This window comes from Parafrankia sp. EUN1f, assembly GCF_000177675.1.
Classification (GTDB): Bacteria; Actinomycetota; Actinomycetes; order Frankiales; family Frankiaceae; genus Parafrankia.
Window position 1 is genome coordinate 1 of the sequence record NZ_ADGX01000134.1, and the last position, 23,089, is coordinate 23,089.

The following is a 23,089-nucleotide window of genomic DNA, read 5'->3' on the forward strand; positions in this document are numbered from 1 at the left end:
TACACGCCGCGGAAGCGGTTGATTGCCGTCAGGTGCCGAGCCCGGGTCTGCTCGTCACGAACGCCCAGCCCCTCCTCCGGTGCCAGACACAACACCCCGACCTTGCCCTGATGCGCGTTGCGATGCACATCGAACGCCGCCTGCCCCGTCTCCTCCAACGGATACACCTTCGACAACGTCGGATGGATCAACCCCCGCGCCACCAACCGGTTCGCCTCCCACGCCTCCCGATAGTTCGCGAAATGCGACCCCACGATGCTCTTCAGACTCATCCACAGATACCGGTTGTCGTACTCGTGCATGAACCCACTCGTCGACGCGCACGTCACGATCGTCCCGCCCTTACGCGTCACGAACACCGACGCCCCGAACGTCTCCCGACCGGGATGCTCGAACACGATGTCCGGATCCTCCCCACCCGTCAGCTCCCGGATCCGCGCCCCCAACCGCTTCCACTCCCGCGGATCCTGCGTGTTCTCATCCGACCAGAACCGATACCCCTCCGCCGCCCGGTCGATCACCAGCTCCGCACCCATCGACCGGCAGATCTCCGCCTTCGCCGGCGACGACACCACACACACCGGAATCGCACCACCCCGCAGGGCCATCTGCGTCGCATACGACCCCAAACCCCCCGAAGCACCCCAGATCAGCACAATGTCACCCTGCTTCATTCCCGCACCGTTACGCGACACCAACTGCCGATACGCCGTCGAGTTCACCAACCCCGGCGACGCCGCCTCCTCCCAACTCAAATGAGCCGGCTTCGGCATCAACTGGTTCGCCTTCACCAACGCCAGCTCCGCAAGACCACCGAAATTCGTCTCGAACCCCCAGATCCGCTGCTCCGGATCCAGCATCGTGTCGTTGTGACCCTCGGGCCGCTCCAACTCCACCGACAGACAGTGCGCCACCACCTCATCCCCCGGGAACCATGCATGCACCCCCGGCCCCGTCCGCAACACCACACCCGCCAGATCCGACCCCACCACGTGATACGGCAGATCATGCCGCTTCGCCAACGGCGACGTCCGCCCATAGCGCTCCAGGAAACCGAACGTCGACAACGGCTCGAAAATCGACGTCCACACCGTGTTGTAGTTCACCGACGACGCCATCACCGCCACCAACGCCTCACCCGGCCCCAACTCCGGCGTCGCCACCTCATCCACATGCAACGACTCCCGCGGATCCTTGTCCCGCGACACCCGCCCCTCGAACAACCCCACCTCGTCCTTACGCACCACCACACCCCGATACGACTCCGGCACCGCCAGCGACGCGAACTCGGCCTGTCGCTCCGGCGACCGCTGCCCGCCCGTCATGATCGCGTCCAGGATGTGCTTCATCATCGATCTACCTCCGGCTGTGCTGGTCGGGGGACCGAGGGCGGATGGAGCCCGCCCGGCCTGGTCGACCCGCGGGTTGGCGGGCCAGATGAACTGAGGGGTGTCAGTGCGCCGCGCGACGCGATAGAACTTCTGGGACAACCTTGGAGGCTCGGCGCGCGTCAGACTTTCCGTGACCGCGCCCATGACAGTCGTGGAAGGGTGGCGACCCGTGCCTGCGCGGAGCGACGCCGCCCGTAGCGCTGTCGCGCGGGACGCGGACGCCGCTCTGACCGCGTTGTACTCCGAGCACTACCGATCCCTCGTCCGTCTCGCCGCGCTGCTGCTGGATGACATCGGGCTGTGCGAGGAGGTCGTCCAGGACGCCTACATCCGGGTTCACGGCGCCTGGGGGCGGCTGCAGGACAGGGACAAGGCGCTCGCCTACCTCCGTCAGACGGTGGTCAATCTCGCACGGTCCACGCTCCGGCGTCGACTGGTTGCGCTCAAGCACGCACCCAAGCCGATGCCCGACGCCGCGAGCGCCGAGGAGGGGGCCTACTCTCTCGTCGAGCGCGCCGCGGTCGTGCAGGCGCTGCGGGAGCTGCCCAGACGGCAACGAGAGGCGGTCGTGCTCCGCTACTACGCGGACATGTCGGAGGCTGACGCCGCCGCGGTCATGGGTTGCAGCGTCGGATCGGTGAAGGCGTACACCTCACGTGGGCTGGCGGCCCTGAGTGGCAAGTTGGAGGGCCTGCGGTGAACAGCGGGCTCGAACCGGAGGAGCTCACCAGGCTCCTGCGGGCGGCAGTGGAGCCGATCCGGGCCTCGCCGGACGCGTTGCACCAGATCCGGGCCGGTGTGGAACGCCGGCGCTGGTGGCGGATGCCGCTGATGGCCACCGGTGGCGTGGTGATGGCAGCCCTGATCGCGCTGGCGTTCGTGGCCGTCCGCCCGCAGTCGTCGTCCGAGCAGGTCGTGGAGCCGGCAGGGCCGCCGCTGGTCTCGTCGATGGTCGAGCCGACGGCGGGCCCGTCGGCCGGGCCCTCCGTCGGCGGCGGTGGTTCGGGCGGCGGTACTCGTCCCTCCGGCGGGACCAGGCCGCAGCACACGACCACGCCACCACCGACGACCAGCTCGACCCCACGAACCGGCACCACCCCGTCCAGCCCGGTGGCTAGCGCGACCACCGGGCAGGGCGGCTCCGGCTCCCTGAGCCTGCCGTCGCCGGCGCACCGGCCCGCCCTCGCGAACGACGTGGACGGCGACGGAACCGCGGACACGGTCCGGCTCAACGGCACGAAGGTCGAGGTCGTCTTCTCCCGCGGCGGAAAGGCCGGCTCGGTCGACCTGCCGAACCTGCAGCTGCCGACCGTGCACGCCGTCGTGGACGCCAACGGCGACGGCTTCGCGGAGGTCCTGGTCCGCACCTCGAGCCGGGACAACATCGACGAGTACGCGCTGCTGCGCTACGCCGCCGGCGGAGTCCTCTCGCAGGCCCTTCCCGTGGGCGGGGCCAACCTTCGGCTCTCCGCCGGGGTGCGGGACGACAGCGCCTTCGGCTTCCAGTGCGACGGCAGCGGGCTGCGGCTCATCTCGGGCACCTCGTCGGATGGCATCTCGTACCAGACCGTCACCACGGCTGTGCAGATCACATCGGACGGGCTGGTCGCCGGTCAGGTGACCCAGGAGATGGTGACCGGGTCGAGCGTGGGCACCGTGTTCGCGCCGGGCTGTGGCACCTTCTCCGCCCTGTCCTGACCTCCGCGTGATGTGACTCACCGGCTGTGGCCCGGCTCACGAGCCTTGCGGCCGGGCCGGATGGCGAGTCGGAATCCGCCGTGGTGGTGGGTGAACCGCCGTCGGCCCGGGGCTGTCACGGGGGGAGCGGAGCCCGGTCGCCGGCGGCTGTCGTCCCCGGCACGTGCACCAAGATCACGTTATTGTGGCTGGGAGAGTTTCTTTAGTTTCTCATCCCCCCACCCGGCCAGCCGTGGTGTGAGCGGCGCGGCCCGCGGTCGCGAGCACCACCCGGTGGCCGTGGCGGGCCGGTACCGCGCCAACCGGTACCCGTGAACCCGAGGAGGCGTCATGCCTGGTTCTGTGATTGTGGCCGGTGCCCGCACCCCGGTCGGCAAGCTCTCCGGCGCCCTCAAGGACTTCACCGCCGTCGAGCTCGGTGGGATCGCGATCGCCGGTGCGCTGAAGCGGGCCGGGCTGTCACCCGAGGCCGTCCAGTACGTGATCATGGGCCAGGTCATCCAGGCCGGCTCGGGTCAGGCCGCCGCCCGCCACGCCGCCGCGAAGGCCGGCGTACCGCTGAGCGTTCCGGCGATGACCCTCAACAAGGTCTGCCTTTCCGGCCTCAACGCCATCGCGCTCGCCGACACCTACATCAACCAGGGCGTGTTCGACATCGTCGTCGCCGGTGGCATGGAGTCGATGACCCGCGCGCCGCATCTGATCCCGGCGCTGCGCCCGGGCGTGAAGTACGGCGACACCACCGTCACGGACGCCATCGCGGCCGACGCGCTCACCTGTGGCTTCGACCAGGTCTCGATGGGCACCGTGACCGACCGCGTCAACGCCCGTTACAACCTCACCCGCGCCGAGCAGGACGAGTTCAGCGCGCTGTCGCACCAGCGGGCCGCCGCCGCCGCGAAGAACGGCCTGTTCGAGAACGAGATCGTGCCGGTCGAGGTTCCGCAGCGCCGCGGTGAGCCGATCATCGTCAGCGCCGACGAGGGCGTCCGGGGCGACACCACCGCGCAGGCGCTGGCGAAGCTGCGTGCCGCGTTCCTGGACGGCGGGACGATCACCGCCGGCAACGCCTCCCAGATCTCCGACGGCGCCGCCGCCGTGATCGTCACCAGCCGGGCGAAGGCCGAGGAGCTGGGCCTGCCGATCCTGGCCGAGATCGGTCACGCCGGGTATGTCGCCGGTCCGGACAACTCCCTGCAGTCGCAGCCGGCGGAGGCGATCAAGGCCGCGCTCGCGAAGGAGAAGCTCACCCCGGCCGACCTCGACCTCGTCGAGATCAACGAGGCCTTCGCCGCCGTCGGCATCCAGTCGATCCGCGAGCTCGGCATCAGCCCGGACATCACCAACGTCAACGGTGGCGCGATCGCCGTCGGGCACCCGGTCGGCATGTCCGGCGCCCGGATCGCCCTGACCCTGGCCCTGGAGCTCCAGCGTCGCGGCGGCGGTGTCGGCGCGGCCGCGCTGTGCGGTGGTGGCGGTCAGGGCGACGCACTGGTGCTGCGCGTACCGGCCGCCCAGGCGTGAGCGTGGGCTCCGCACGGGCCACCCGGGCCGCCTGGGCCGATCCGGCGGAGCTGACGGCCGCCGCGCTGGCGGGGGACCGCCGCGCGGTGGCCCGCCTCATCTCGCTCGTCGAGGACTCCTCGGCAGCCCTGCGCGAGGTGAGTGCCCTGCTCGCCCCGCACACGGGCCGGGCCCGGGTGATCGGGCTCACCGGGGCACCCGGGGTGGGCAAGTCGACGTCGACGTCCGGCCTGGTCGGTGCGTACCGTGCCGCGGGCCTGCGGGTGGGCGTGCTCGCCATCGACCCGAGCTCGCCGTTCACCGGCGGTGCTCTGCTGGGTGACCGGGTGCGGATGGTCGAGCACGCCAACGATCCGGAGGTGTTCGTCCGCTCGCTGGCGACCCGCGGCAACCTCGGCGGGCTCTCCTGGGCCACCCCGCAGGCGCTGCGTGTCCTCGACGCCGCCGGGTTCGACGTCGTGCTGGTGGAGACCGTCGGCGTCGGCCAGGCGGAGGTCGACGTCGCCGCGCTCGCCGACACCACCCTGGTGCTGCTGGCCCCGGGGATGGGCGACGGCATCCAGGCGGCCAAGGCGGGGATCATGGAGATCGCCGACGTCCTGGTCGTCAACAAGGCCGACCGGCCCGGTGCCGACCACACCTATCGCGATGTCGTGGCGGCCGTCCGGATGGCCGGCCGGCCCCGCGAGTCGATCGCCGACACCGCGTTCACCGGTGCCGGTGCCGGTGCCGCTGCCGGTTCCGCTGCCGCGGATGTCGGGGCTGTCGGGGGGCTGGAGGACTGGCACCCCGAGGTCATCCGGGTGGCGGCCGTGAGCGGGCAGGGCCTGCCCGAGCTGGTGGCGGCCATCGAGCGCCACCAGACCTGGCTGCGGGCCAGTGGCGTGCTGCGCCGGCGCCGGCTGCGGCGCGCCGGCGAGGAGATCTCCCAGCTCGCGCTGGCCGGCCTGCGCGCGCGGCTGGGCCGCCTCGACGACGGGCAGCGGCTGGCCGAGCTGGCCCGCCAGGTGACCGACGGCCAGCTCGACCCCTTCACGGCCGCGGACACCCTGCTGGCCGGCGTGGCGGGCTGAGCGCCCCGCCCCGCCGGCCCCGCTCGCCCGCCCGCCCGAAGAGGCGACGATCTTCGTCGTCCCAGGGCCTGTCGCACCATGGTGCCGGCCGAGATCCGCAGGCAGGTGACCCCGCCCACCCCCGGCGGTCTGCTACCAGGCAAGACCTGAGGATTTCGGTCGTTCCGACGACCACGATCCTCAGGTCTTGCTCGGCAGCTACGGCAGCCCGACGTTGCAGCTCAGAAGAGTTGAGGATTTTGGTCGTTCCAGCGACCAAAATCCTCTGATCTTGTCCCGATCTTGTCCGGCAGCAGTCGTCAGCTACGCGTGGGTGCGGTACTAGGCGCGGTGAGCTGGGATGTCGCGGCGATCAGGGTCGTGACGTCCAGCGGCATGCCCAGAATCTGCGTGGCACCGGCTCGGCGCAGGCGGGTCCATTCGTCCGGGTCCGCCTCGGCCGCCAGGACGAGCGCCGGCACCGTCCCGGCCACCGGGTCGGCCGCCAGCCGCGGCAACAGGTCTACGGCGGTCACGTCGGGCAGGTCGCCGTCCAGCAGGACCAGCGAGGGGCGGGCCCGGCGGATTGCCTCCACCGCCAGCGCCCCGCGCGGGACGCTGATCGTGTCCGCCCCTAGCGCGCTGGCCAGCGTGTCGGTGACGAGCTCGCGCAGCCCGGGATCGCCGCTGATGTGGACCACGCGCAGGCCACCAGGCTCGAGCTGACGCTCGCCGGGTGCCTCCTGCGGATCCTCGTCCGCGTGGTCGTAGCGGACGTCGACAGCGTCGAGGACGACCGCGAAGACGCTGCCCACCCCGGCCTGCTGGCGACGGTCAGCACGCCGCCCATCGCCGTCACGAGGGCCTGGGAGAGGGCGAGCCCCAGCCCGCTGCCCTCGACGCCGGTGTCCTCCGCGCCGAGCCGCTCGAACGGCCGGAACAGCCGGGACAACGCGGACGGGGAGAGCCCGAAGCCGTCGTCCTCCACCTCGATGCGGATCCGCGACCCGGTCACCGGCACGATGCCGACCCGGACGCTGCCGCCCTCCCGCCCGTACTTCAGCGCGTTGCCGATCAGGTTGAGCAGGACCTGCCAGAGGCGGCGGCGGTCCGCGTCGGCGATGAGCGGCCGGGCCGGCTGGATGACCCGCCGGATACCGCGCCGCTCCGCCAGTGGTTCGACCAGCTCGACCACGCCCTGGACGATGTCCAGGACGTTGACCGGCCCCTTGTTGATGTCTCCTCGCCCGGCTCGCAGCCGGGCCAGGTCCAGCACGTCGTCGATGAGCGCCTGCATGTGCCGGCCGCCGGTGATGATGCGCTCGACGTCCTCGTGCAGGTCAGGCGTGAGCGGCTCCAGCTCGAGCAGCTGCGCGAACCCGAGCATCGCGTTGAGCGGCGTGCGCAGCTCGTGCCCGAGCCGGGCGACGAACTCGTCCTTCGACCGGGACTCCCGCTCCGCGGCGCCGCGGGCACGGGCGTCGACGGTGTCCCGGGCGACGATGACGACCCCGCCCGCCGGATCCAGCCTGGCCGTCACCATGTACGGTGCCACCGCCCCCGCGACGTCGATCAGCCACACGGTGCCCCGCCATGCCGCGGTGCGGGTCAGCGCCTGCGACACGGGGCTCGCGAGGTCGGAGAGACAGCCGGGCTCCACCACACCCGACAGTTCGTGCAGGTGCGGCGTGGAGCCGACCCGATCGCCCAGGAACACGGCGGCACTGCTGCTCATCTCGCGGACGCGGCCGTCCCCGCCGACGATCACCACAAGATCCGTCAGCGTCTCGAGCAGGGTACTCAGCCCCACCTAGGCCTCGTCCGTCTCGTCATAAATCTGCATCCACCCCACGGCGGGTCATGGTAGGGCGTACCGTCAGCGGACGTTGTCCCGGGTTTGGTGTTGGCGGGTTGATTCGCCGATGTTATCAACCGATGGTGACGGTGTCGTCGCCCAGGAGATCTGCCGGTGTGGCGAGTGTCCGGCTGGGACAGGGTGGGCGTGGTAGGTCTGTCCACATGCTTGTTGCCTTCAGTGTCACCCCCATCGGTCTCGGCGAGGAGGTCGCGGCACCGGTCGCCGAGGCGGTCCGGGTCGTGCGTGAGTCCGGGCTGCCCAACGAGACCAACGCGATGTTCACCATGATCGAAGGTGAATGGGCCGAGGTCATGGAGGTCGTGCGGCAGGCCACCGAGGCCGTCGCGGCCCGGTGTGGGCGGGTGAGCCTGGTGCTCAAGGCCGATCTTCGTGAGGGTGTCACCGACGCCCTGCACAACAAGGTGGCCAGCGTCGAACGGCATCTCGCCGCCGGCTGACGCCGGCCGGCGGGTCCGCCGAAGTTCTTGGGTCACCGCGGGGCCACCGGAAGGCAACCGCGGGGCCACTGCGTGGTCGCTGTGTGGCCGCTGTGGATGGCCACGCGGGAAAAAGTCGACCGGTGGCACCCGACCCGCGTCCACCGAGTGCAACGATGGAGCCATGCAGCGGAGGTCACCTGTCCCACCCGGCTCGCCGCGCAGGGGCGGGCCGGGCCGAATGCCCGACACACTCGGCGGTCTGCGCCTCGCCGGCGCCGTGCCCCTCGACCCCAAGCCCGCACCGCCGCCGCCCCCGGTCGGGCGGCCCGGTGCAGGCCCGGCCGGTGCCCCGGCCGGCGCACCCACCGCCGGTGCCACCGGGCCGGTCGTCGTGGATGTGACGGAGGAGACGTTCAACGACGAGGTCGTGGGCCGGTCCATGGAGGTGCCGGTCGTCCTCGACTTCTGGGCGTCCTGGTGCGGCCCGTGCAAGCAGCTCAGCCCGGTGCTGGAGCGGCTCGCGGCGGCCGACGGCGGGCGCTGGGTGCTCGCCAAGGTCGATGTGGACGCCAACCCCGGCCTGGCCCAGGCGGCCGGTGTGCAGGGGATTCCGGCGGTCAAGGCGGTCGTCGGCGGCCGGATCGTCGGTGAGTTCACCGGCGCCATCCCCGAGCGTGAGGTGCGCGGCTGGCTGGACCAGCTGCTCAGCGCGGTCGGTGAGCTGCCGGGCGGGCCCGCGGGCGCGGCCCCGCCGCCCCACCTCGCCGAGGCGCACGACGCGATGGCCCGTGGCGACCTGGACGCCGCGGCGACCGCCTTCCAGGCCCAGCTCGCCGAGACGCCCGCCGACCCGGACGCCGCCATCGGCCTGGCCCAGGTGGAGCTGCTGCGCCGGGTGAGTGGCTACGACGCCGGCTGGCTGCGCCAGCGGCTCGCCGCCGACCCCTACGACGTCGAGGCGGGGCTCGCCGTGGCCGACCTGACGGTGGCCCAGGGCGACCCGGCCACGGCCTTCAGCCGGCTGGTGGAGCTCGTCCGCCGGACGTCCGGAGAGGACCGGGAGAAGGTACGGGCGCACCTCGTCGGCCTGTTCCAGGCCCTCGGTGACGGCGAGCCGGCCGTCGCCCCGGCCCGGCGGGCGCTGGCCGCCGCGCTGTTCTGACCACCTGCGCCTGACCGCTCGCCTGACCGTCTGGCGGGCGGCGGGTGGCGGGCGGGGCTGAGCCTGGCGGCCCGTGTCTGGCGAGCGCGAAGATCTGAGGATTTTCGTCGCGCTGGCGACCAGGATCCTCAGGTTTGTCCGGCAGCAACGGGCAGTCACGGCGGCAGCCCGGCCACAGCCCGAAGAGTGGAGGATGTTGGTCGTTCTTGCGACCGAAATCCTCCACATCTTGCCCGACAGCAGCGGCAGCCCTCAGGTTCTCGCCCGGCGGCGAGGCCCGGCGGCGGTGGGCCGGCCGGGCGTGCTCGGCCGCGGCGTCAGCCTGTGTCAGGCTTCGGCCGCGGGGGGTTTTCCGGGTCGTACAGGAACCAGATCGTGGCCAGCGGGGGCAGCGTGAGCTCCGCCGAGGCCGGCAGCCCGTGCGCGGAGACCGGTGTCGCGGTGACAGCGCCGAGGTTGCCCATGCCGCCGCCGTCGTAGTCGATCGCGTCGGTGTTGAGGATCTCCCGCCACCGGCCGGCGTACGGAAGGCCGAGGCGGTGGCGGACATGGCCGGCGCCGGAGAAGTTCGTCACGCAGGCGAGGACCTGCTCGCCGTTCGCGGACCAGCGGGCGAACGCGAGGACGTTGTTCTCCGCGTCGTTCGCGTCGATCCAGGAGAAGCCGTCGGGCTCGGTGTCGCGTTCGAACAGCGCCGGGGTCCCCCGGTAGGTGTGGTTGAGGTCCCGCACGAGGCGCGCCACCCCGCTGTGCCCCTGGTCACCCAGCAGGTGCCAGTCCAGCGTGGTCGCCTCGCTCCACTCGTTGTCCTGGGCGAACTCACTGCCCATGAACAGCAGCTGCTTGCCCGGATGGGCCCACATGTAGCCGTAGAGGCCGCGCAGGCCCGCCAGCTGCGCCCGGCGGTCCCCCGGCATCTTCCGCAGCAGCGACCCCTTGCCGTGCACCACCTCGTCGTGGCTGAAGGGCAGGATGAAGTTCTCCGAGTAGGCGTACATCATCGAGAACGTCACCTGGTGGTGGTGGTACGTCCGGAACACCGGTGCCCGCGACGTGTAGTCGAGGGTGTCGTGCATCCAGCCCATGTTCCATTTGAAGCCGAAGCCCAGGCCGCCGAGATGCGTCGGGCGGGTCACCCCGGGCCAGGCCGTCGACTCCTCGGCGATCATCATCGCGCCCGGCACCGTCCGGTAGACGGTGGCGTTGACCTCCTGCAGGAACTCCACCGCCTCCAGGTTCTCCCGGCCGCCGTGCACGTTCGGGACCCACTCGCCGGAGGGACGGGAGTAGTCCAGGTAGAGCATCGAGGCGACGGCGTCGACCCGCAGCGCGTCGACGTGGAACTCCTCCAGCCAGAACAGCGCGTTCGCGACCAGGAAGTTGCGCACCTCGGGGCGCCCGAAGTCGAACACGTAGGTGCCCCAGTCGGGCTGCTCGCCGCGGCGCGGGTCGGGGTGCTCGTAGAGGGCGGTGCCGTCGAAGCGGCCGAGGGCGAAGGCGTCCCGCGGGAAGTGGGCGGGAACCCAGTCCACGATCACGCCGATGCCCGCGGCGTGCAGCGTGTCGACGAGGTGGCGGAAGTCGTCCGGGCTGCCGAAACGGGACGTCGGCGCGTAGTACGAGGTGACCTGGTAGCCCCAGGACCCGCCGAACGGGTGCTCGGCGACCGGCAGGAACTCGACGTGGGTGAAGCCGTTCTCCAGCAGGTACCCCGGCAGCTCCGCGGCGAGCTCCCGGTAGGTCAGGCCACGCCGCCAGGATCCCAGGTGGATCTCGTAGATGCTGATCGGCGCCGCGTGCCAGGCCGTCGCGGCCCGCCGGTCGAGCCAGTCGGCGTCCTGCCACGTGTAGTGCGACTCGTGCACGACGCTGGCGGTGGCGGGCGGCAGCTCGGTGGCGAAGGCGACCGGGTCGGCCTTCTGACGCCAGACGCTGTCGACCCCGAGGATCTCGTACTTGTAGCGGGTTCCCGCCTCTACGCCGGGCACGAACAGCTCCCAGACACCGGTCGAGCCCAGGGAGCGCATCGGCAGGGCGCGGCCGTCCCAGAAGTCGAAGTCGCCCACCACCCGCACACCCCGGGCGTTCGGCGCCCACACCGCGAAGCTGACGCCCGCGACGGGGGTGTCGCGACCGGCGACGGGCAGCTGGCGGACATGGGCGCCCAGCACCGTCCAGAGCCGCTCGTGCCGGCCCTCGCCGATCAGGTGCAGGTCGATCTCGCCGAGGGTCGGGCCGTGGCGGTAGGGGTCGTCGACGGCGTAGGTCGAGTCCGGGTAGCTCACCTCGAGCTGGTAGTCGGGCAGGCGGCCGGGGACCGCGCCGGCGAACACCCCGCCGCTGTGCAGCCGGGTCAGCGGGTGGCGGACGCCGTCCACGAGCGCGGTGACGGCCGTGGCGTCGGGGCGCAGCGCGCGCAGGATCGTCCAGGCGCCGGTGGGATGCGCGCCGAGGATCGTGTGCGGGTCGTGGTGGGCGCCACCGACGAGGCGGTCGAGCTCCTCGCGGGGCACGTCCACCCTGGGGGCGCTGGCCGGGTCCGGCGCTTCGGGCCGGTCCACGACCGCGGTGTCGGTGAACCTCGACAGCCGCGCCAGGTCAGGGCGCCCGTTCACGGAACCGTTCCGCGTCACGTCGTCGGGATCGTCCACTACGGCCACCTGTCCTTTTCTCCTGGTCGGGACCTCGTCGTCCCCGATCGGGACCTCGCCGTCGAGGTCCCGGCTACTACGCGTGGTCCGAGCCCTCCAGGGCGGGCGCCGCCGCGCCCCGCCCCTCCGGCTCGCTGGTGAGTCGCTCGATCGACCGCATCGGGATGCTGATCCATCCCGGCCGGTGGCGGGTCTCGTACAGCACCTCGTACACGGCCTTGTCCAGCTCGAGCGCACGCAGCAGGGCGTGGTCGTCGCGGGGGTCGCGGCCGGACTCGGCGCCGTAGCCGCGGCAGAACGCGTCACGGTTGTGGTCGGCCCACTCCAGGGCCCGGTAGGCCAGCGCCGGCTCGTCGGGCCGTTCCAGCAGCATCGACTGGGCGGCGTAGTCGAACGAGCGGAGCATGCCGGCGACGTCGCGCAGCGGGGATTCGAGCTGGGTGCGGTCGGGTACCGGCCGGGCCGGCTCACCCTCGAAGTCGAACAGCACCCAGCCGGACTCCACCCGGAGCACCTGGCCGAGGTGCAGATCGCCGTGGATGCGCTGGAACGGGCCCAGATGCCGCGCCGTGCGGACCTCGTCGTAGGCGGCCCGCAGCGTGGCCTCGAAGGGCGCGAGCTCGGTGAGGGCCGCCAGCGCGTCGTCGAGGCGCCGGTGCAGGTAGTCGGCCAGCGCCGCGAGTGCCGCCGGGTCGGCCGGCCGAGTCGGGAGGGCGGCCGCGAGGTGCCGGTGCACCTGGGCGGTGGCGGCGCCGAGGCGCTCGGCCTCGGCGGCGAAGTCGCCACCGACCTCGTCGGCGTGCAGGTCACCTTCGGCGTACAGGTCGCGCACGCTGGCCAGTGCCAGCAGCCAGCCCTCGGCGCCGGTGCGCAGGAAGTCCTGCATGAAGGCGAAGGTCGTCGGGACGCCGGACAGCTGGCCGGAGAGCCAGGCGACCGGGCGTGCCACGTGCTCGCTGCCCGCCCGGGCCAGGACCCGGGTGATCTCCAGGTCGGGGTTCATGCCGGGCCACAGCCGGCGGAACACCTTCAGGATGTAGGCCTCGCCGTAGACGATCGAGGTGTTCGACTGCTCCGCGCCGATCGAGCGTGGCGGGAGCTCGCCCTCGTCCAGCGTCTCCACGGTCGTCGCGGTGAGGCCCTCCCGGCTCGCCCCGCGCCGCAGGTAGGCGAGCAGGGCGGCGTTGCCGTCGGTGTCGCGCAGGCCGTCGTAGACCAGGCCGATCGACGACTCGCCGATCAGGAAGGTGTCGTGGCCGAAGGGGGAGTCCGGCCGGATGACCACCGGAACCTGGTAGTAGTCGGCGGGCCCTCCGTCGTCGAACTCGACCTCGATCACAAGCAGGCGCAGCACCGCGGCCGGGCTCGTGCTCGCCGCCGTGCTGGTGCTGGTGCTGGTGTCTGTGTTCCTGCCTGAGCTCAGCTGTACGTCCTGCACGACGCGCGGCTGCCCACCTGCCCGGCCCTTGCCCGCGAACCAGCGCTGCCGTGGCAGCCAGTCCACGAGCAGGTCCGCGAGCTCGGAGTGCTGGTCCGTCATGCTCGACCTCCCTGCGCGTCGTGTCGCGTTGTCGTCCGCCCGGCCCGCGAGCCGCCGGCGGCGAGCCCTCGGAGCCCCTGCGCCTCGATCGAAATCGACGGCGAGCCGCCGAGCTCCCGTGTCCTGCCCGGAGCGTGAGTTCCAGGAGAACAAATCGTGACGTCCGCCCCTGGGAACATCAAGGCCGACATTGGAGGCAGACGGCTGACCGGCCGGCCGGGCCGGGCCCGCCCGGATCGCTCCGGACTGGTCCGGTCCGTCCCGCCCGGAGGCAGGTGCCGGGCGGAACATCGTCGTACCGCCTAAGGCGTGAATTCCCCCGAACTGGTCAGGGCGAACCAGTAGTGCCCATGACCGGGCAGCGTCAGCAGGTACGGCAGCTCGCCGACCGCCGGGAAATGCACCCGGCCCATCAGCTCGACCGGGACCAGCCCGGCGAACCGCCGCAGATCGAGCTCCACGGGCTGCGCGAACCGGGAGAGGTTCGCGACACAGAGCACCCGGTCGTCGCCGAACTCGCGGACGAACGCGAACACCGACGGATTGGACGCTCCGAGCTCGGTGTAGCTGCCCTGCCCGAAGACGGGATGCCGCTTGCGGACCTCGATCATCCGCCTGGTCCAGGACAGGAACGAGGTCGACATCCGCCGCTCGGCCTCGACGTTCAGAGCCTGGTAGCCGTACACCGGATCCATGATCACGGGCAGGTACAGCCGGGCCGGGTCGGTGGTCGAGAACCCCGCGTTGCGGTCCGGGGACCACTGCATCGGGGTGCGCACACCGTCGCGGTCACCGAGATAGATGTTGTCGCCCATGCCGATCTCGTCGCCGTAGTACAGCACCGGGCTTCCGGGCAGGGAGAGCAGCAGCGCGGTGAACAGCTCCATCTGGTCCCGGCTGTTGTCGAGCAGAGGGGCGAGCCGGCGCCGGATCCCGATGTTCGCCTTCATGCGCGGGTCCGCCGCGTACTCGGCGTACATGTAGTCGCGCTCCTCGTCGGTGACCATCTCCAGGGTCAGCTCGTCGTGGTTGCGCAGGAAGATCCCCCACTGGCAGTTCGGGGGGATCTCCGGGGTCTGGGCCAGGATTTCTGAGATCGGGTACCGCGATTCCCGGCGGACCGCCATGAAGATGCGCGGCATCAGCGGGAAGTGGAACGCCATGTGGCACTCGTCGTCGTTGCCGAAGTACTGGACGACGTCCGACGGCCACTGGTTCGCCTCGGCGAGCATGACCCGGTCGGCGTACTTGGCGTCGATCTCCTTGCGGACCCGGCGCAGGTACTCGTGCGTCTCCGGCAGGTTCTCCCCGTTCGTCCCCTCGCGGACGTACAGATAGGGGACGGCGTCGAGGCGGAACCCGTCGAGGCCGAGGTCCAGCCAGAAGCGCAGGACCTCGAGCATCGCCTCCTGGACGTCCGGGTTGTCGTAGTTGAGGTCGGGCTGGTGGGAGAAGAAGCGGTGCCAGTAGTACTGGCCACGCACCGGATCCCAGGTCCAGTTCGACTTCTCGGTGTCGACGAAGATGATCCGGGCGTCCGGGTACTTGTCGTCGGTGTCGGACCAGACGTAGAAGTCGCCGTAGGGGCCGTCGGGATCCGAGCGGGAGGCCTGGAACCACGGGTGCGCGTCCGAGGTGTGGTTCATCACCAGGTCGGCGATGATCCGCAGGCCGCGCTTGTGGGCCTCGTCAACCAGGTTGATGAAGTCGCCCAGGTCGCCGAACTCCGGGAGGATCTGGAAGTAGTCGGAGATGTCGTAGCCGCCGTCGCGCAGCGGCGAGGAGTAGATCGGCAGCAGCCACAGGCAGTCGACGCCGAGCCACTCCAGGTAGTCCAGCTTGCTGATCAGCCCGCGCAGGTCGCCGGTCCCGTCGCCGTTGGAGTCTGCGAAGCCCCGCACGAGCACCTCGTAGAACACCGCGCGCTTGAACCACTGCGGGTCGCGGGGGGACTCGGCGGCGCCGCCCGCGGCCGCCGTCTCCCGCAGCGCCTCCTCGGCGAACGGTTCCGAGCCGCTCATGAGTGGCGCCGTACGGTCAGGACGTGGGCGGGCTCGCTCGGGTCCAGGCGCACGTAGTTGTCCCGGCCCCACTGGTAGGACGCACCGGTGAACTCGTCGTGGACCGTGAAGGTGTCGCCCCAGTCGAACCCGAGGGCGGGCATGTCCAGGCGCACCGTGGTCTCCCGCGCCATGTGCGGATCGAGGTTGACGACGACGATCACCAGGTCCTCGTCGGCGAGCCGCTTGGAGAAGGCCATGATCTCGGGTGCGTCCGACTGGTGCAGACTCAGGTTGCGCAGCCAGTGCAGGGCCGGGTGGTCGCGGCGGATCTGGTTGAGGCGGGTGAGGTACGGCGCCAGGCTCGTCCCGGCCCGCTCGGCACCGGCCCAGTCGCGCGGCCGGTACTGGTACTTCTCCGAGTCGAGGTACTCCTCGCTGCCCGGCCGCACGGGGGCGTTCTCGAACAGCTCGTACCCCGCGTACACGCCCCACGTCGGGGAGAGCATCGCCGCGAGGACGGCCCGGATCCGGAACGCGGCGGGCCCGCCGCGCTGGAGGTACTCCGGCAGGATGTCCGGCGTGTTGACGAAGAAGTTGGGCCGCATGTAGTGCGCCGACTCGACCAGCTCCTGGGCGTACTCCTCCAGGTCCCAGCGCTCGTTGCGCCAGGTGAAGTACGTGTAGGACTGGGTGAAGCCGACCTTGGCCAAGGCGTGCATCATCGCCGGACGGGTGAACGCCTCGGCGAGGAACAGCACGTCCGGCTCGGTGGCCTTGACCTGGCCGATGAGCCATTCCCAGAACTCGACCGGCTTGGTGTGCGGGTTGTCGACGCGGAAGATCCGCACGCCTCGCGCCGTCCAGAACCGGACCACGCGGAGGATCTCGTGGTAGATGCCGATCGGATCGGCATCAAAGTTCAGTGGATAAATATCCTGATACTTCTTCGGTGGATTCTCCGCGTAGGCGATCGATCCGTCACTGCGGACCACGAACCATTCCGGATGGTGCTTGGCCCAGGGATGGTCCGGCGCGCACTGCAGCGCGAGGTCGAGTGCGATCTCCATGCCGAGGGAACGCGCCCGTGCGACGAAGAGGTCGAAATCGTCCAATGTCCCCAGATCGGGGTGCACGGCGTCGTGGCCGCCGTGCACGCTGCCGATGGCCCACGGCGAACCCGGGTCATCCGGCCCCGTCACCAGGGTGTTGTTCGGGCCCTTGCGGTTGACCTCGCCGATGGGATGGATTGGCGGCAGGTAGACCACGTCAAAGCCCATCGCGGCGATGCCCGGCAGCCGTTCCGCGGCGGAGAGGAAGGTTCCCGAGCGCGGCGGGTCGAGGCTCGCACCCTCCGAGCGCGGAAACATCTCGTACCAGCTGCCGTACAGGGCGCGCGGCCGGTCAACCCATACGCGGTGCAGGGGGGAGCGGGTGACCAGCTCGCGCAGCGGGTGAGCGTCGAGCAGCGCGGCCAGCTCCGGCGCGCACGCCGGGGCGATGCGGGCGTGCGGATCGGTGACCTGGTCATCGCGCAGCACCGCCACCGCGTGCGCGAGCTCGGCTCGCCGGGGCTCCGGCAGGCCGGGCAACGCCCGAAGGAACAGTCGTGCGCCGTCCTCGAAGTCGACGGCGAGCTCGTCGGTGGTCTGGCCGGCGCCGACCTTGAGCTCGATACCGTGCCGCCAGGTGGCGACCGGATCGGCCCACGCCTCGACGCGAAAGCCCCACAGGCCCGCGCGCCCCATGACGAGGTCGGCCTCATAACGGTCCGTGCCCGCGCCGGTCAGTTTCAACCGGGTGAACGGGGCACCCTGACCGTCGGGACCGGAAAGAACGACATTTGCTCCGATCAGGTCATGACCCTCACGGAAGATCGTCGCGCTGACGGTGAGGGTTTCCCCCTCCACCGCCCGCGACGGCCACTGGCCACAGGAGACGACCGGGCGCACGTCGGAGATGACAACCCGGCCTACTGAACGTCCGATCATCATGGGGACCTTATCCAGACGAACCACGACTCAATGGTCGACCCTGTACATGGCGTTCGATGGCACCGCCACGTGAACTGCGTGCAACCACCGGATGGGTCTGTGTTGCGGTCGTGGTGTGCCTGGTTGTGTCGTCCCGATGGCCACGGTCCTGACCGATGTTCCCGGCTTGCTCAGATCGTTAACCTTCCGCCGGGGATATTGTCCACGTTGATCCAGCGGTGTGATCCGTGGGGGTTGGTGGCGGGTTCGTCCCGGATGGGCCTCGAGCTGTGTCGCGGGTATTTCTGACGGCGTGTGCCCGGGGCGGCGGGTGTCACGTCGCGGTTGTGACGGTGTGTCGGATGGGTGACAGACCTTCCGGCATCGATGCGCCATAAGTGGTGGCAGGCTCGGCGATCCGGGAACTACACCGAGCCGTCGTTCGTCTCGCTGGGCACAGAAGTGTTCGCCGCAGAACTGCTGAACACGAACTCTCATCGACCACCGCACCGGACAGGGGATGCGTGACACCCGACAGGCGAGGCGTCGCCGGCCCGCGGCGAGCGGGGGATACGTCCGTGTCGCCCGTCTCCCTCGCGGGTGCCCGGGCCGGCCGCCGTGGCGGTCGCACGCCGGTGGGGCCGCGCGCGGCCGTGGGGCGGGTGCCCCGCTGTCGGCGTACCGGCGCCCGGGTGGCGCCTGTGGGCGGCTCTGTGACAGCGGTGGGCACCCGGGGCTCGCGAGGCTGGTGGGCGGACACTCCCGTCCCGCGGGCGGCCTTGGGCGTGATGTGTGACGCAGTAGGCTGCCGCCGCCCGTACCCCCGGGTGGTGTGGCCGGTCCTCGACCGGCCCGCAGTGGCTGCTGGCGCGTCTGCCGGCGTGGTTGTTCCCGGCTTGGGTGCGGGGGTGCGCGTGGGACGAGCGTGTGGGGCGAGCGTGGCATCGGCGGGTCGGTGGACCTCGGCCTGACGAACGTGCGGTACGTCGAACCAGAACATCGGACCTGAACCATCGAACCTGAACATCGAATCTGGAGGAGCAGTGGGAGTCAGCCTCAGCAAGGGCGGCAACGTGTCGCTGACGAAGGAGGCGCCCGGTCTCACCAACGTCGTCATCGGTCTGGGCTGGGACGTCCGGACGACCACAGGTGACGACTTCGACCTGGACGCCAGCGCGATCGCCTGCCGGCCCGACGGAAAGGTCGTGTCGGACGGGCACTTCGTCTTCTTCAACAACCTGAAGAGCCCGGACGGCGCGATCGAGCACCAGGGCGACAACCTCACGGGTGAGGGCGAGGGCGACGACGAGAAGATCAACCTCAACCTCGCCGGCCTGCCGGCCGAGATCGACAAGATTGTCTTCCCGGTCTCGATCTACGACGCGGACAACCGGTCGCAGAGCTTCGGCCAGGTGCGCAACGCGTTCATCCGGGTCGTCAACGCGGCCAATCAGGCCGAGATCGCGCGCTACGACCTGACCGAGGACGCCTCGACCGAGACCGCGATGGTTTTCGGTGAAGTCTACCGGCACGGAGCGGAATGGAAGTTCCGCGCGGTTGGGCAGGGTTACGCCTCTGGTCTCGCCGGCATCGCCCGCGACTACGGCGTCAACGTCTGAGCGGTCGGCCCGAACGGCCACTCCAGGGTGGGGGTCCACGCCCGGATGGCCCGAGCCGGTGGTCCTGATCCCGTCGCCCGACGGGATCAGGGCTGGCGCCCGACGGGATGATTTCCAGGGCTTCTGTGAGGTTTCCCCCAGTCGTGGCCGGCGTCAAGGTCGGTGTTTCGTCAGATTTTGGTAGTGCCAGCGGGGCTCTGGCTCAATACGATGCGCACAACCGCATCGGCCCGGCCCGGTGAACCGGACACAACGTCCGGTGACAACGCGGTGATGTTATGAGTGGTGGGACCGGTACGGACCGCGGTTCCCGCCCGCGAATGCCTGTCGGAGCATAGTGAGTCGGTCCGGGAGGTGTTCGCAAAAAGTGCATGTACTTCGGATATTCGGCTGGTCGTTCGCGATCACTGCCATCGGGATCGCGGCCGCCGGGGTGATCGGCGGCGGCGACGCCGCGGCGATCGTGGCGATCCTCGCCGTCCTGGAGATCAGCCTGTCCTTCGACAACGCTGTGATCAACGCGACGATCCTGCGCCGGATGAGCGAGGTCTGGCAGCGGCTCTTCCTGAGTCTCGGCGTCATCATCGCGGTCTTCGGGATGCGGCTGCTGTTCCCGATCGTGATCGTGGCCCTGACCGCGCACCTGAGCCCGCTGGACGTATTCGATCTCGCGCTCAACGACGAGGCCGAATACGCGGCACGGCTGCACGAGGCGCACCCCTCGATCGCGGCCTTCGGCGGGATCTTCCTGTTCATGATCTTCCTGGACTTCATGTTCGACCCCGAACGCGACATCCAGTGGCTCCGGTGGCTGGAGGAGCCGTTCCGCAAGGCGGGCCAGCTCGAGGTTCTGTCCGTCGTGACGGGGCTCGTCGCCCTGCTGGTCGTCGCCGAGGCCTTCTCCGGTGATCACACCCAGCAGGTGCTGACGGCCGGTGTCGCCGGCCTCGCCACGTACCTCGGTGTGCGCGGGCTCGGCGAGTTCTTCGAAGCTCGGGGAATCGGCGCGGACGACGACGAGGACGAGGACGACGACGCGGCCCAGAGCACGTCGGCGCAGGCGACGGGCTCCGCACCGGCGGAGCGTCGAACCGGTACCCCGGATCTGGTTCTCGCGACCGGCCGGGCCGCCTTCTTCCTGTTCCTCTATCTGGAAGTGATCGATGCCTCGTTCTCGTTCGACGGTGTCGTCGGTGCGTTCGCGATTTCGCAGAACATCTTCATCATCGCGACCGGTCTCGGTATCGGCGCCATGTACATCCGGTCCACCACGGTGTATCTGGTCCGGCGCGGGACTCTGAGCGAGTACGTCTTCCTCGAGCACGGTGCGCACTATGCGATCGGCGCGCTGGCCGTGATCCTCGCGGTCTCCATCGAGACCGAGGTTCACGAGGTCGTCACCGGGCTGATCGGTGTCGCGTTCATCGGACTGGCACTGCTGTCGTCCATCCGTTTCCGCGCGAAGGAGCGGAAGGCGGCCGAGGTCGAGTCCGGTGCCGGGGGCGCGGGCCCGGACGGCCAGGACTCGGACGACTCGGACGGCGCAGTCGACTCCGGTGGCCTGGGCGGTGGCGGCGGCAAGGCCTCGACCGTCGGAACCTCCAGCTGACGGACGGACACCCGGCTGGCGGCGGTCATTCGGCGAGCCTTGAGCCTTTTCCGTCGTCGACTCGGACTCGCGGCATTCCCTGACCGTGGCAAGTGAGATGGAAAAGGCGGTCACCGACCGCCGCCACTTGAGCCTTTTCCGTCGTCGACTCGGACTTGCCCTAGCCTGACCACGCAGCGTGAGATGGAAAAGGCTCACCCGTGTAAACCCACCAACCGCGAAGGAGCGGATCATGGGCATCGACTACAGCAAGCGACCAGCGGCGCCGCCGGCCGGAGCGCCGGTGTCGCTGAGCAAGGTCACCCTCACCAAGTCGGCGCCGACCGTCTCGCTGAGCAAGCAGGGCGGCGGCGGCCGGCTTCACGTCAATCTCAACTGGTCCCAGAACGGGGCGGGTTCCGGCGCGGCCAAGGGCGGCTTCCTCAAGCGGGTGCTCAGTGCGGCGGGCGGCGGAATCGACCTCGACCTGGCCTGCCTGTTCGAGCTGGCGGACGGACGGCGCGGTGTCGTGCAGGCGCTGGGCAACGCATTCGGGTCCTTCGACAACCCGCCCTACGTCCAGCTCGACGCCGACGACCGCACCGGCGCGACGGCGGGCGGCGAGAACCTCCACGTCAACCTGGCTCGGATCGGGGAGATCCGGCGGCTGCTGGTGTTCGCCTTCATCTACGAGGGCGTGGCCTCCTTCGACCAGGCGAACGCGGTCGTGACGCTGACCCCGGCGCAGGGCGCGCCGATCGAGGTGCATCTGGACGAGCGGGCGGGCGGCTCCCGCATGTGTGCGATCGCCCTGCTGACGAACACCGGCAATGACTTCACCGTCAGCCGCGAGGTCCGTTACGTCGGCGGCCACCGGGAGCTGGACAGCGCCTACGGGTGGGGCCTGAACTGGACCGCCGGCCGGAAGTGACCGGAATGTCGTGACAGGGTGGGAGTTGAGCGGATCGTCGGAACCGGGCAGGCTGTGCGCAGCGACGAGGCGCAGCGACGCGACACGGTGACCGAGGCGCGGTGACCGAGGCGCACGGACGACGGCCGGGTGGGGACACCGGCCCGGAGTCAGCCCTGACCGGGAGCCTTGTAGCAGGATGATCCGTCCAGTGCCACCACCCGCCGGGGAAGGGCGTTACTCGATGTTCCAGCCACGCCGTTCCTCGCGCACGGGGTCGTCCGGCTCGAATGAACCGGGCACCGCCTCCGGCGCCACCGGCGGACAGCAGGCCAGCGGGTACCGCTGGTTCGCGCCCGATCCGACCCCGGAGTCCGCTGGGCCGGCGGAGCCGCCGGCGACGGAGGAGGTGGACCCCGACCGGTCCGTGGTGGACGAGTCGGGTCGCGGGCCATCCTGGTACGAGGCGGAGGACAGCACGGACCCCGGCCGTGGTGGTTACGGCCGCCACGGCCAGGTGGCACCGGCGCCCGTCGGGCGTCGGGCGTCGGGCTACCCGGCAAGCAACGGACCGGCCGCGAGCGCACGCGGCGGCCGGGGGTCGGTGTTCGCGCCGGAAAGCTACGAGCGTGCCGGATACGGCCCGCCGGACCGTGGGGCCGGCGACCCGGAGGCGGACTACCCGTCCGGTCACGACGACGACGGCGGCTACCCGCCCGCCGGCTACGAGCGGGCGGAACCGTCGGTCGACGGGCACCTCGTCACTGACCGGCACTCCGCCCCCGACCGGCACTCCGCCACCGACAGGCACCCTGCCACCGACAGGCACCCTGCCAGCGCAAGGCATTCCACCACCGACAGGTACGGCTCGGCCGACCGATATGCCGGTTACCGGGACGCGGCCAGGTTCGACGGTCCCGGTGGATACGAGGACGCCGGTGGCTACGAGGACGCGGGCGGCTACGAGGACGCGGGCGGCTACGACCGTTCCGGCGCTTACGAGCGTTCCGGTGGTTACGCGGCTGCCGGCGGCTACGGCACCCCTGGAACCGATGGACGCGGGAGCACCGGCGGCTACGACCGGGCCGACTGGCGCGGCGACGCCGAGGGCGCCGACGGCTACGAACGCACCGGCGGTTACGACGGCACCGGCAGTTACGGCGGCACGGGCAGCTATGAGGGCTACGCCGAGGGTGAGTCGTACGGTGGCAGGCCGGGGGAGTACGCGGGTGGGCTGCCCTACTCCGATGACGTTCCCTACCGTGGCGCCCTCGATCAGGACCCGGCAGGCGACCACGAGGCGCCGGTCGACTCCGGCCCGGGGCGAGCGCCCCGGTCGGTGATCCCGCCCGGCGCGTTCGGCGCCTCGTTCACCGCGCGGCTTCCGAGGACCGCCGCGGTGCCCGGTGATCTCGGCGGGCCCGGAGGGTCCGGCGAGCCTGGTGGGCTCGGCGAGCCTGGTGGGCTCGGCGGGCACGGTGGACTCTACGAGCCCGGTGGACTTCACGAGCCCGGTGGCGGTCCCGCGGAGGGCCGGGCGGCGGAACACGGGGCGGGTGGCGGCGGCACCGGCGATCTCCCTCCTATGCCCGCGCAGAAGATCGACTTTTTTCGCCGCGGCGAACCGGGCCTGTTCGAGCCCGCGTCACCGCCCACCCAGCCGACCGACCTCACGCAGGACCG

General features: G+C 70.7%; 14 protein-coding genes and 2 pseudogenes. 10 read left to right on the forward strand and 6 right to left on the reverse strand.

Annotated elements, in window-relative coordinates; all coding sequences use genetic code 11:
- On the reverse strand, positions 1-1,349 hold a 1,349-nt coding region (ccrA, locus tag FREUN1FDRAFT_RS29285; RefSeq protein ID WP_035954281.1), incomplete at its 3' end, for a crotonyl-CoA carboxylase/reductase.
- Between the two features lie 184 nt (positions 1,350-1,533).
- Between ccrA and FREUN1FDRAFT_RS29290 the strand changes: the two genes are divergently transcribed.
- From FREUN1FDRAFT_RS29290 to meaB, 4 genes are all read left to right on the forward strand, one after another.
- A complete protein-coding gene (locus FREUN1FDRAFT_RS29290) occupies positions 1,534-2,091 on the forward strand; it encodes a SigE family RNA polymerase sigma factor (RefSeq protein WP_050796088.1) in 558 nt (185 codons plus the stop codon).
- Positions 2,088-3,089: a VCBS repeat-containing protein gene (locus tag FREUN1FDRAFT_RS29295; protein ID WP_006543922.1), complete on the forward strand. Its 1,002-nt coding sequence runs from the start codon at positions 2,088-2,090 to the stop codon at positions 3,087-3,089. Before FREUN1FDRAFT_RS29290 ends, FREUN1FDRAFT_RS29295 begins: the two co-directional genes overlap by 4 nt.
- Before the next feature lie 330 nt (positions 3,090-3,419).
- Positions 3,420-4,613 (forward strand): acetyl-CoA C-acetyltransferase, encoded by a 1,194-nt coding sequence (locus FREUN1FDRAFT_RS29300; RefSeq protein WP_006543923.1) that lies wholly within the window; start codon positions 3,420-3,422, stop codon positions 4,611-4,613.
- A 2-nt stretch (positions 4,614-4,615) separates the two neighbouring features.
- Entirely contained in the window at positions 4,616-5,686 is a 1,071-nt protein-coding gene (gene meaB, locus FREUN1FDRAFT_RS29305; protein ID WP_006543924.1) for a methylmalonyl Co-A mutase-associated GTPase MeaB, read from the forward strand.
- Positions 5,687-5,985: 299 nt separating this feature from the next.
- On the opposite strand, the pseudogene FREUN1FDRAFT_RS29310 reads toward meaB, so the two are convergent.
- Positions 5,986-7,475: pseudogene (locus FREUN1FDRAFT_RS29310) on the reverse strand (ATP-binding protein).
- Between the two features lie 209 nt (positions 7,476-7,684).
- Here FREUN1FDRAFT_RS29310 and FREUN1FDRAFT_RS29315 point away from each other — a divergent pair.
- Both FREUN1FDRAFT_RS29315 and FREUN1FDRAFT_RS29320 read left to right on the forward strand, forming a co-directional pair.
- On the forward strand, positions 7,685-7,981 hold the full coding sequence (locus FREUN1FDRAFT_RS29315) for an MTH1187 family thiamine-binding protein (protein WP_035954275.1): 297 nt from the start codon (positions 7,685-7,687) through the stop codon (positions 7,979-7,981).
- A gap of 220 nt (positions 7,982-8,201) precedes the next feature.
- The gene (locus tag FREUN1FDRAFT_RS29320; RefSeq protein ID WP_006543927.1) at positions 8,202-9,125 is read left to right on the forward strand and encodes a tetratricopeptide repeat protein; all 924 of its coding nucleotides are present in this window, start codon (positions 8,202-8,204) and stop codon (positions 9,123-9,125) included.
- Positions 9,126-9,442: 317 nt separating this feature from the next.
- On the opposite strand, the gene glgB is transcribed toward FREUN1FDRAFT_RS29320, so the two are convergent.
- From glgB to FREUN1FDRAFT_RS29340, 4 genes are all read right to left on the reverse strand, one after another.
- A complete protein-coding gene (gene glgB, locus FREUN1FDRAFT_RS29325) occupies positions 9,443-11,776 on the reverse strand; it encodes a 1,4-alpha-glucan branching protein GlgB (protein WP_035954278.1) in 2,334 nt (777 codons plus the stop codon).
- A 76-nt stretch (positions 11,777-11,852) separates the two neighbouring features.
- Positions 11,853-13,316 (reverse strand): phosphotransferase, encoded by a 1,464-nt coding sequence (locus FREUN1FDRAFT_RS29330; protein WP_006543929.1) that lies wholly within the window; start codon positions 13,314-13,316, stop codon positions 11,853-11,855.
- 302 nt (positions 13,317-13,618) lie between these two features.
- Complete coding sequence (gene treS, locus FREUN1FDRAFT_RS29335) at positions 13,619-15,337, reverse strand: maltose alpha-D-glucosyltransferase (RefSeq protein ID WP_006543930.1); 1,719 nt, start codon at positions 15,335-15,337, stop codon at positions 13,619-13,621.
- Positions 15,334-17,310, reverse strand: a complete 1,977-nt coding sequence (locus FREUN1FDRAFT_RS29340) for an alpha-1,4-glucan--maltose-1-phosphate maltosyltransferase (RefSeq protein ID WP_006543931.1) — start codon at positions 17,308-17,310, stop codon at positions 15,334-15,336. Before FREUN1FDRAFT_RS29340 ends, treS begins: the two co-directional genes overlap by 4 nt.
- A gap of 1,022 nt (positions 17,311-18,332) precedes the next feature.
- Here FREUN1FDRAFT_RS29340 and FREUN1FDRAFT_RS29345 point away from each other — a divergent pair.
- The 4 genes and pseudogenes from FREUN1FDRAFT_RS29345 to FREUN1FDRAFT_RS29360 all read left to right on the forward strand — a co-directional run.
- The gene (locus FREUN1FDRAFT_RS29345; RefSeq protein WP_006543933.1) at positions 18,333-18,908 is read left to right on the forward strand and encodes a TerD family protein; all 576 of its coding nucleotides are present in this window, start codon (positions 18,333-18,335) and stop codon (positions 18,906-18,908) included.
- 367 nt (positions 18,909-19,275) lie between these two features.
- Positions 19,276-20,517, forward strand: coding sequence for a DUF475 domain-containing protein (locus FREUN1FDRAFT_RS29350; protein ID WP_006543934.1), 1,242 nt, complete (start codon positions 19,276-19,278; stop codon positions 20,515-20,517).
- Between the two features lie 232 nt (positions 20,518-20,749).
- Positions 20,750-21,427, forward strand: coding sequence for a tellurium resistance protein (locus FREUN1FDRAFT_RS29355; protein WP_006543935.1), 678 nt, complete (start codon positions 20,750-20,752; stop codon positions 21,425-21,427).
- Between the two features lie 178 nt (positions 21,428-21,605).
- Positions 21,606-23,089 (forward strand): annotated as a pseudogene (locus FREUN1FDRAFT_RS29360) (hypothetical protein); the annotation flags it as partial.

What these genes read in the sequence shown, in the direction of transcription:
- FREUN1FDRAFT_RS29300 (WP_006543923.1), top strand. Translation starts at nt 3,420, where the DNA reads ATGCCTGGTTCTGTGATTGTGGCCGGTGCCCGCACCCCGGTCGGCAAG.
- FREUN1FDRAFT_RS29330 (WP_006543929.1), bottom strand. Translation starts at nt 13,316, where the DNA reads ATGACGGACCAGCACTCCGAGCTCGCGGACCTGCTCGTGGACTGGCTG.
- FREUN1FDRAFT_RS29290 (WP_050796088.1), top strand. Translation starts at nt 1,534, where the DNA reads ATGACAGTCGTGGAAGGGTGGCGACCCGTGCCTGCGCGGAGCGACGCC.
- FREUN1FDRAFT_RS29355 (WP_006543935.1), top strand. Translation starts at nt 20,750, where the DNA reads ATGGGCATCGACTACAGCAAGCGACCAGCGGCGCCGCCGGCCGGAGCG.
- FREUN1FDRAFT_RS29315 (WP_035954275.1), top strand. Translation starts at nt 7,685, where the DNA reads ATGCTTGTTGCCTTCAGTGTCACCCCCATCGGTCTCGGCGAGGAGGTC.
- treS (WP_006543930.1), bottom strand. Translation starts at nt 15,337, where the DNA reads ATGAGCGGCTCGGAACCGTTCGCCGAGGAGGCGCTGCGGGAGACGGCG.
- FREUN1FDRAFT_RS29320 (WP_006543927.1), top strand. Translation starts at nt 8,202, where the DNA reads ATGCCCGACACACTCGGCGGTCTGCGCCTCGCCGGCGCCGTGCCCCTC.
- FREUN1FDRAFT_RS29340 (WP_006543931.1), bottom strand. Translation starts at nt 17,310, where the DNA reads ATGATGATCGGACGTTCAGTAGGCCGGGTTGTCATCTCCGACGTGCGC.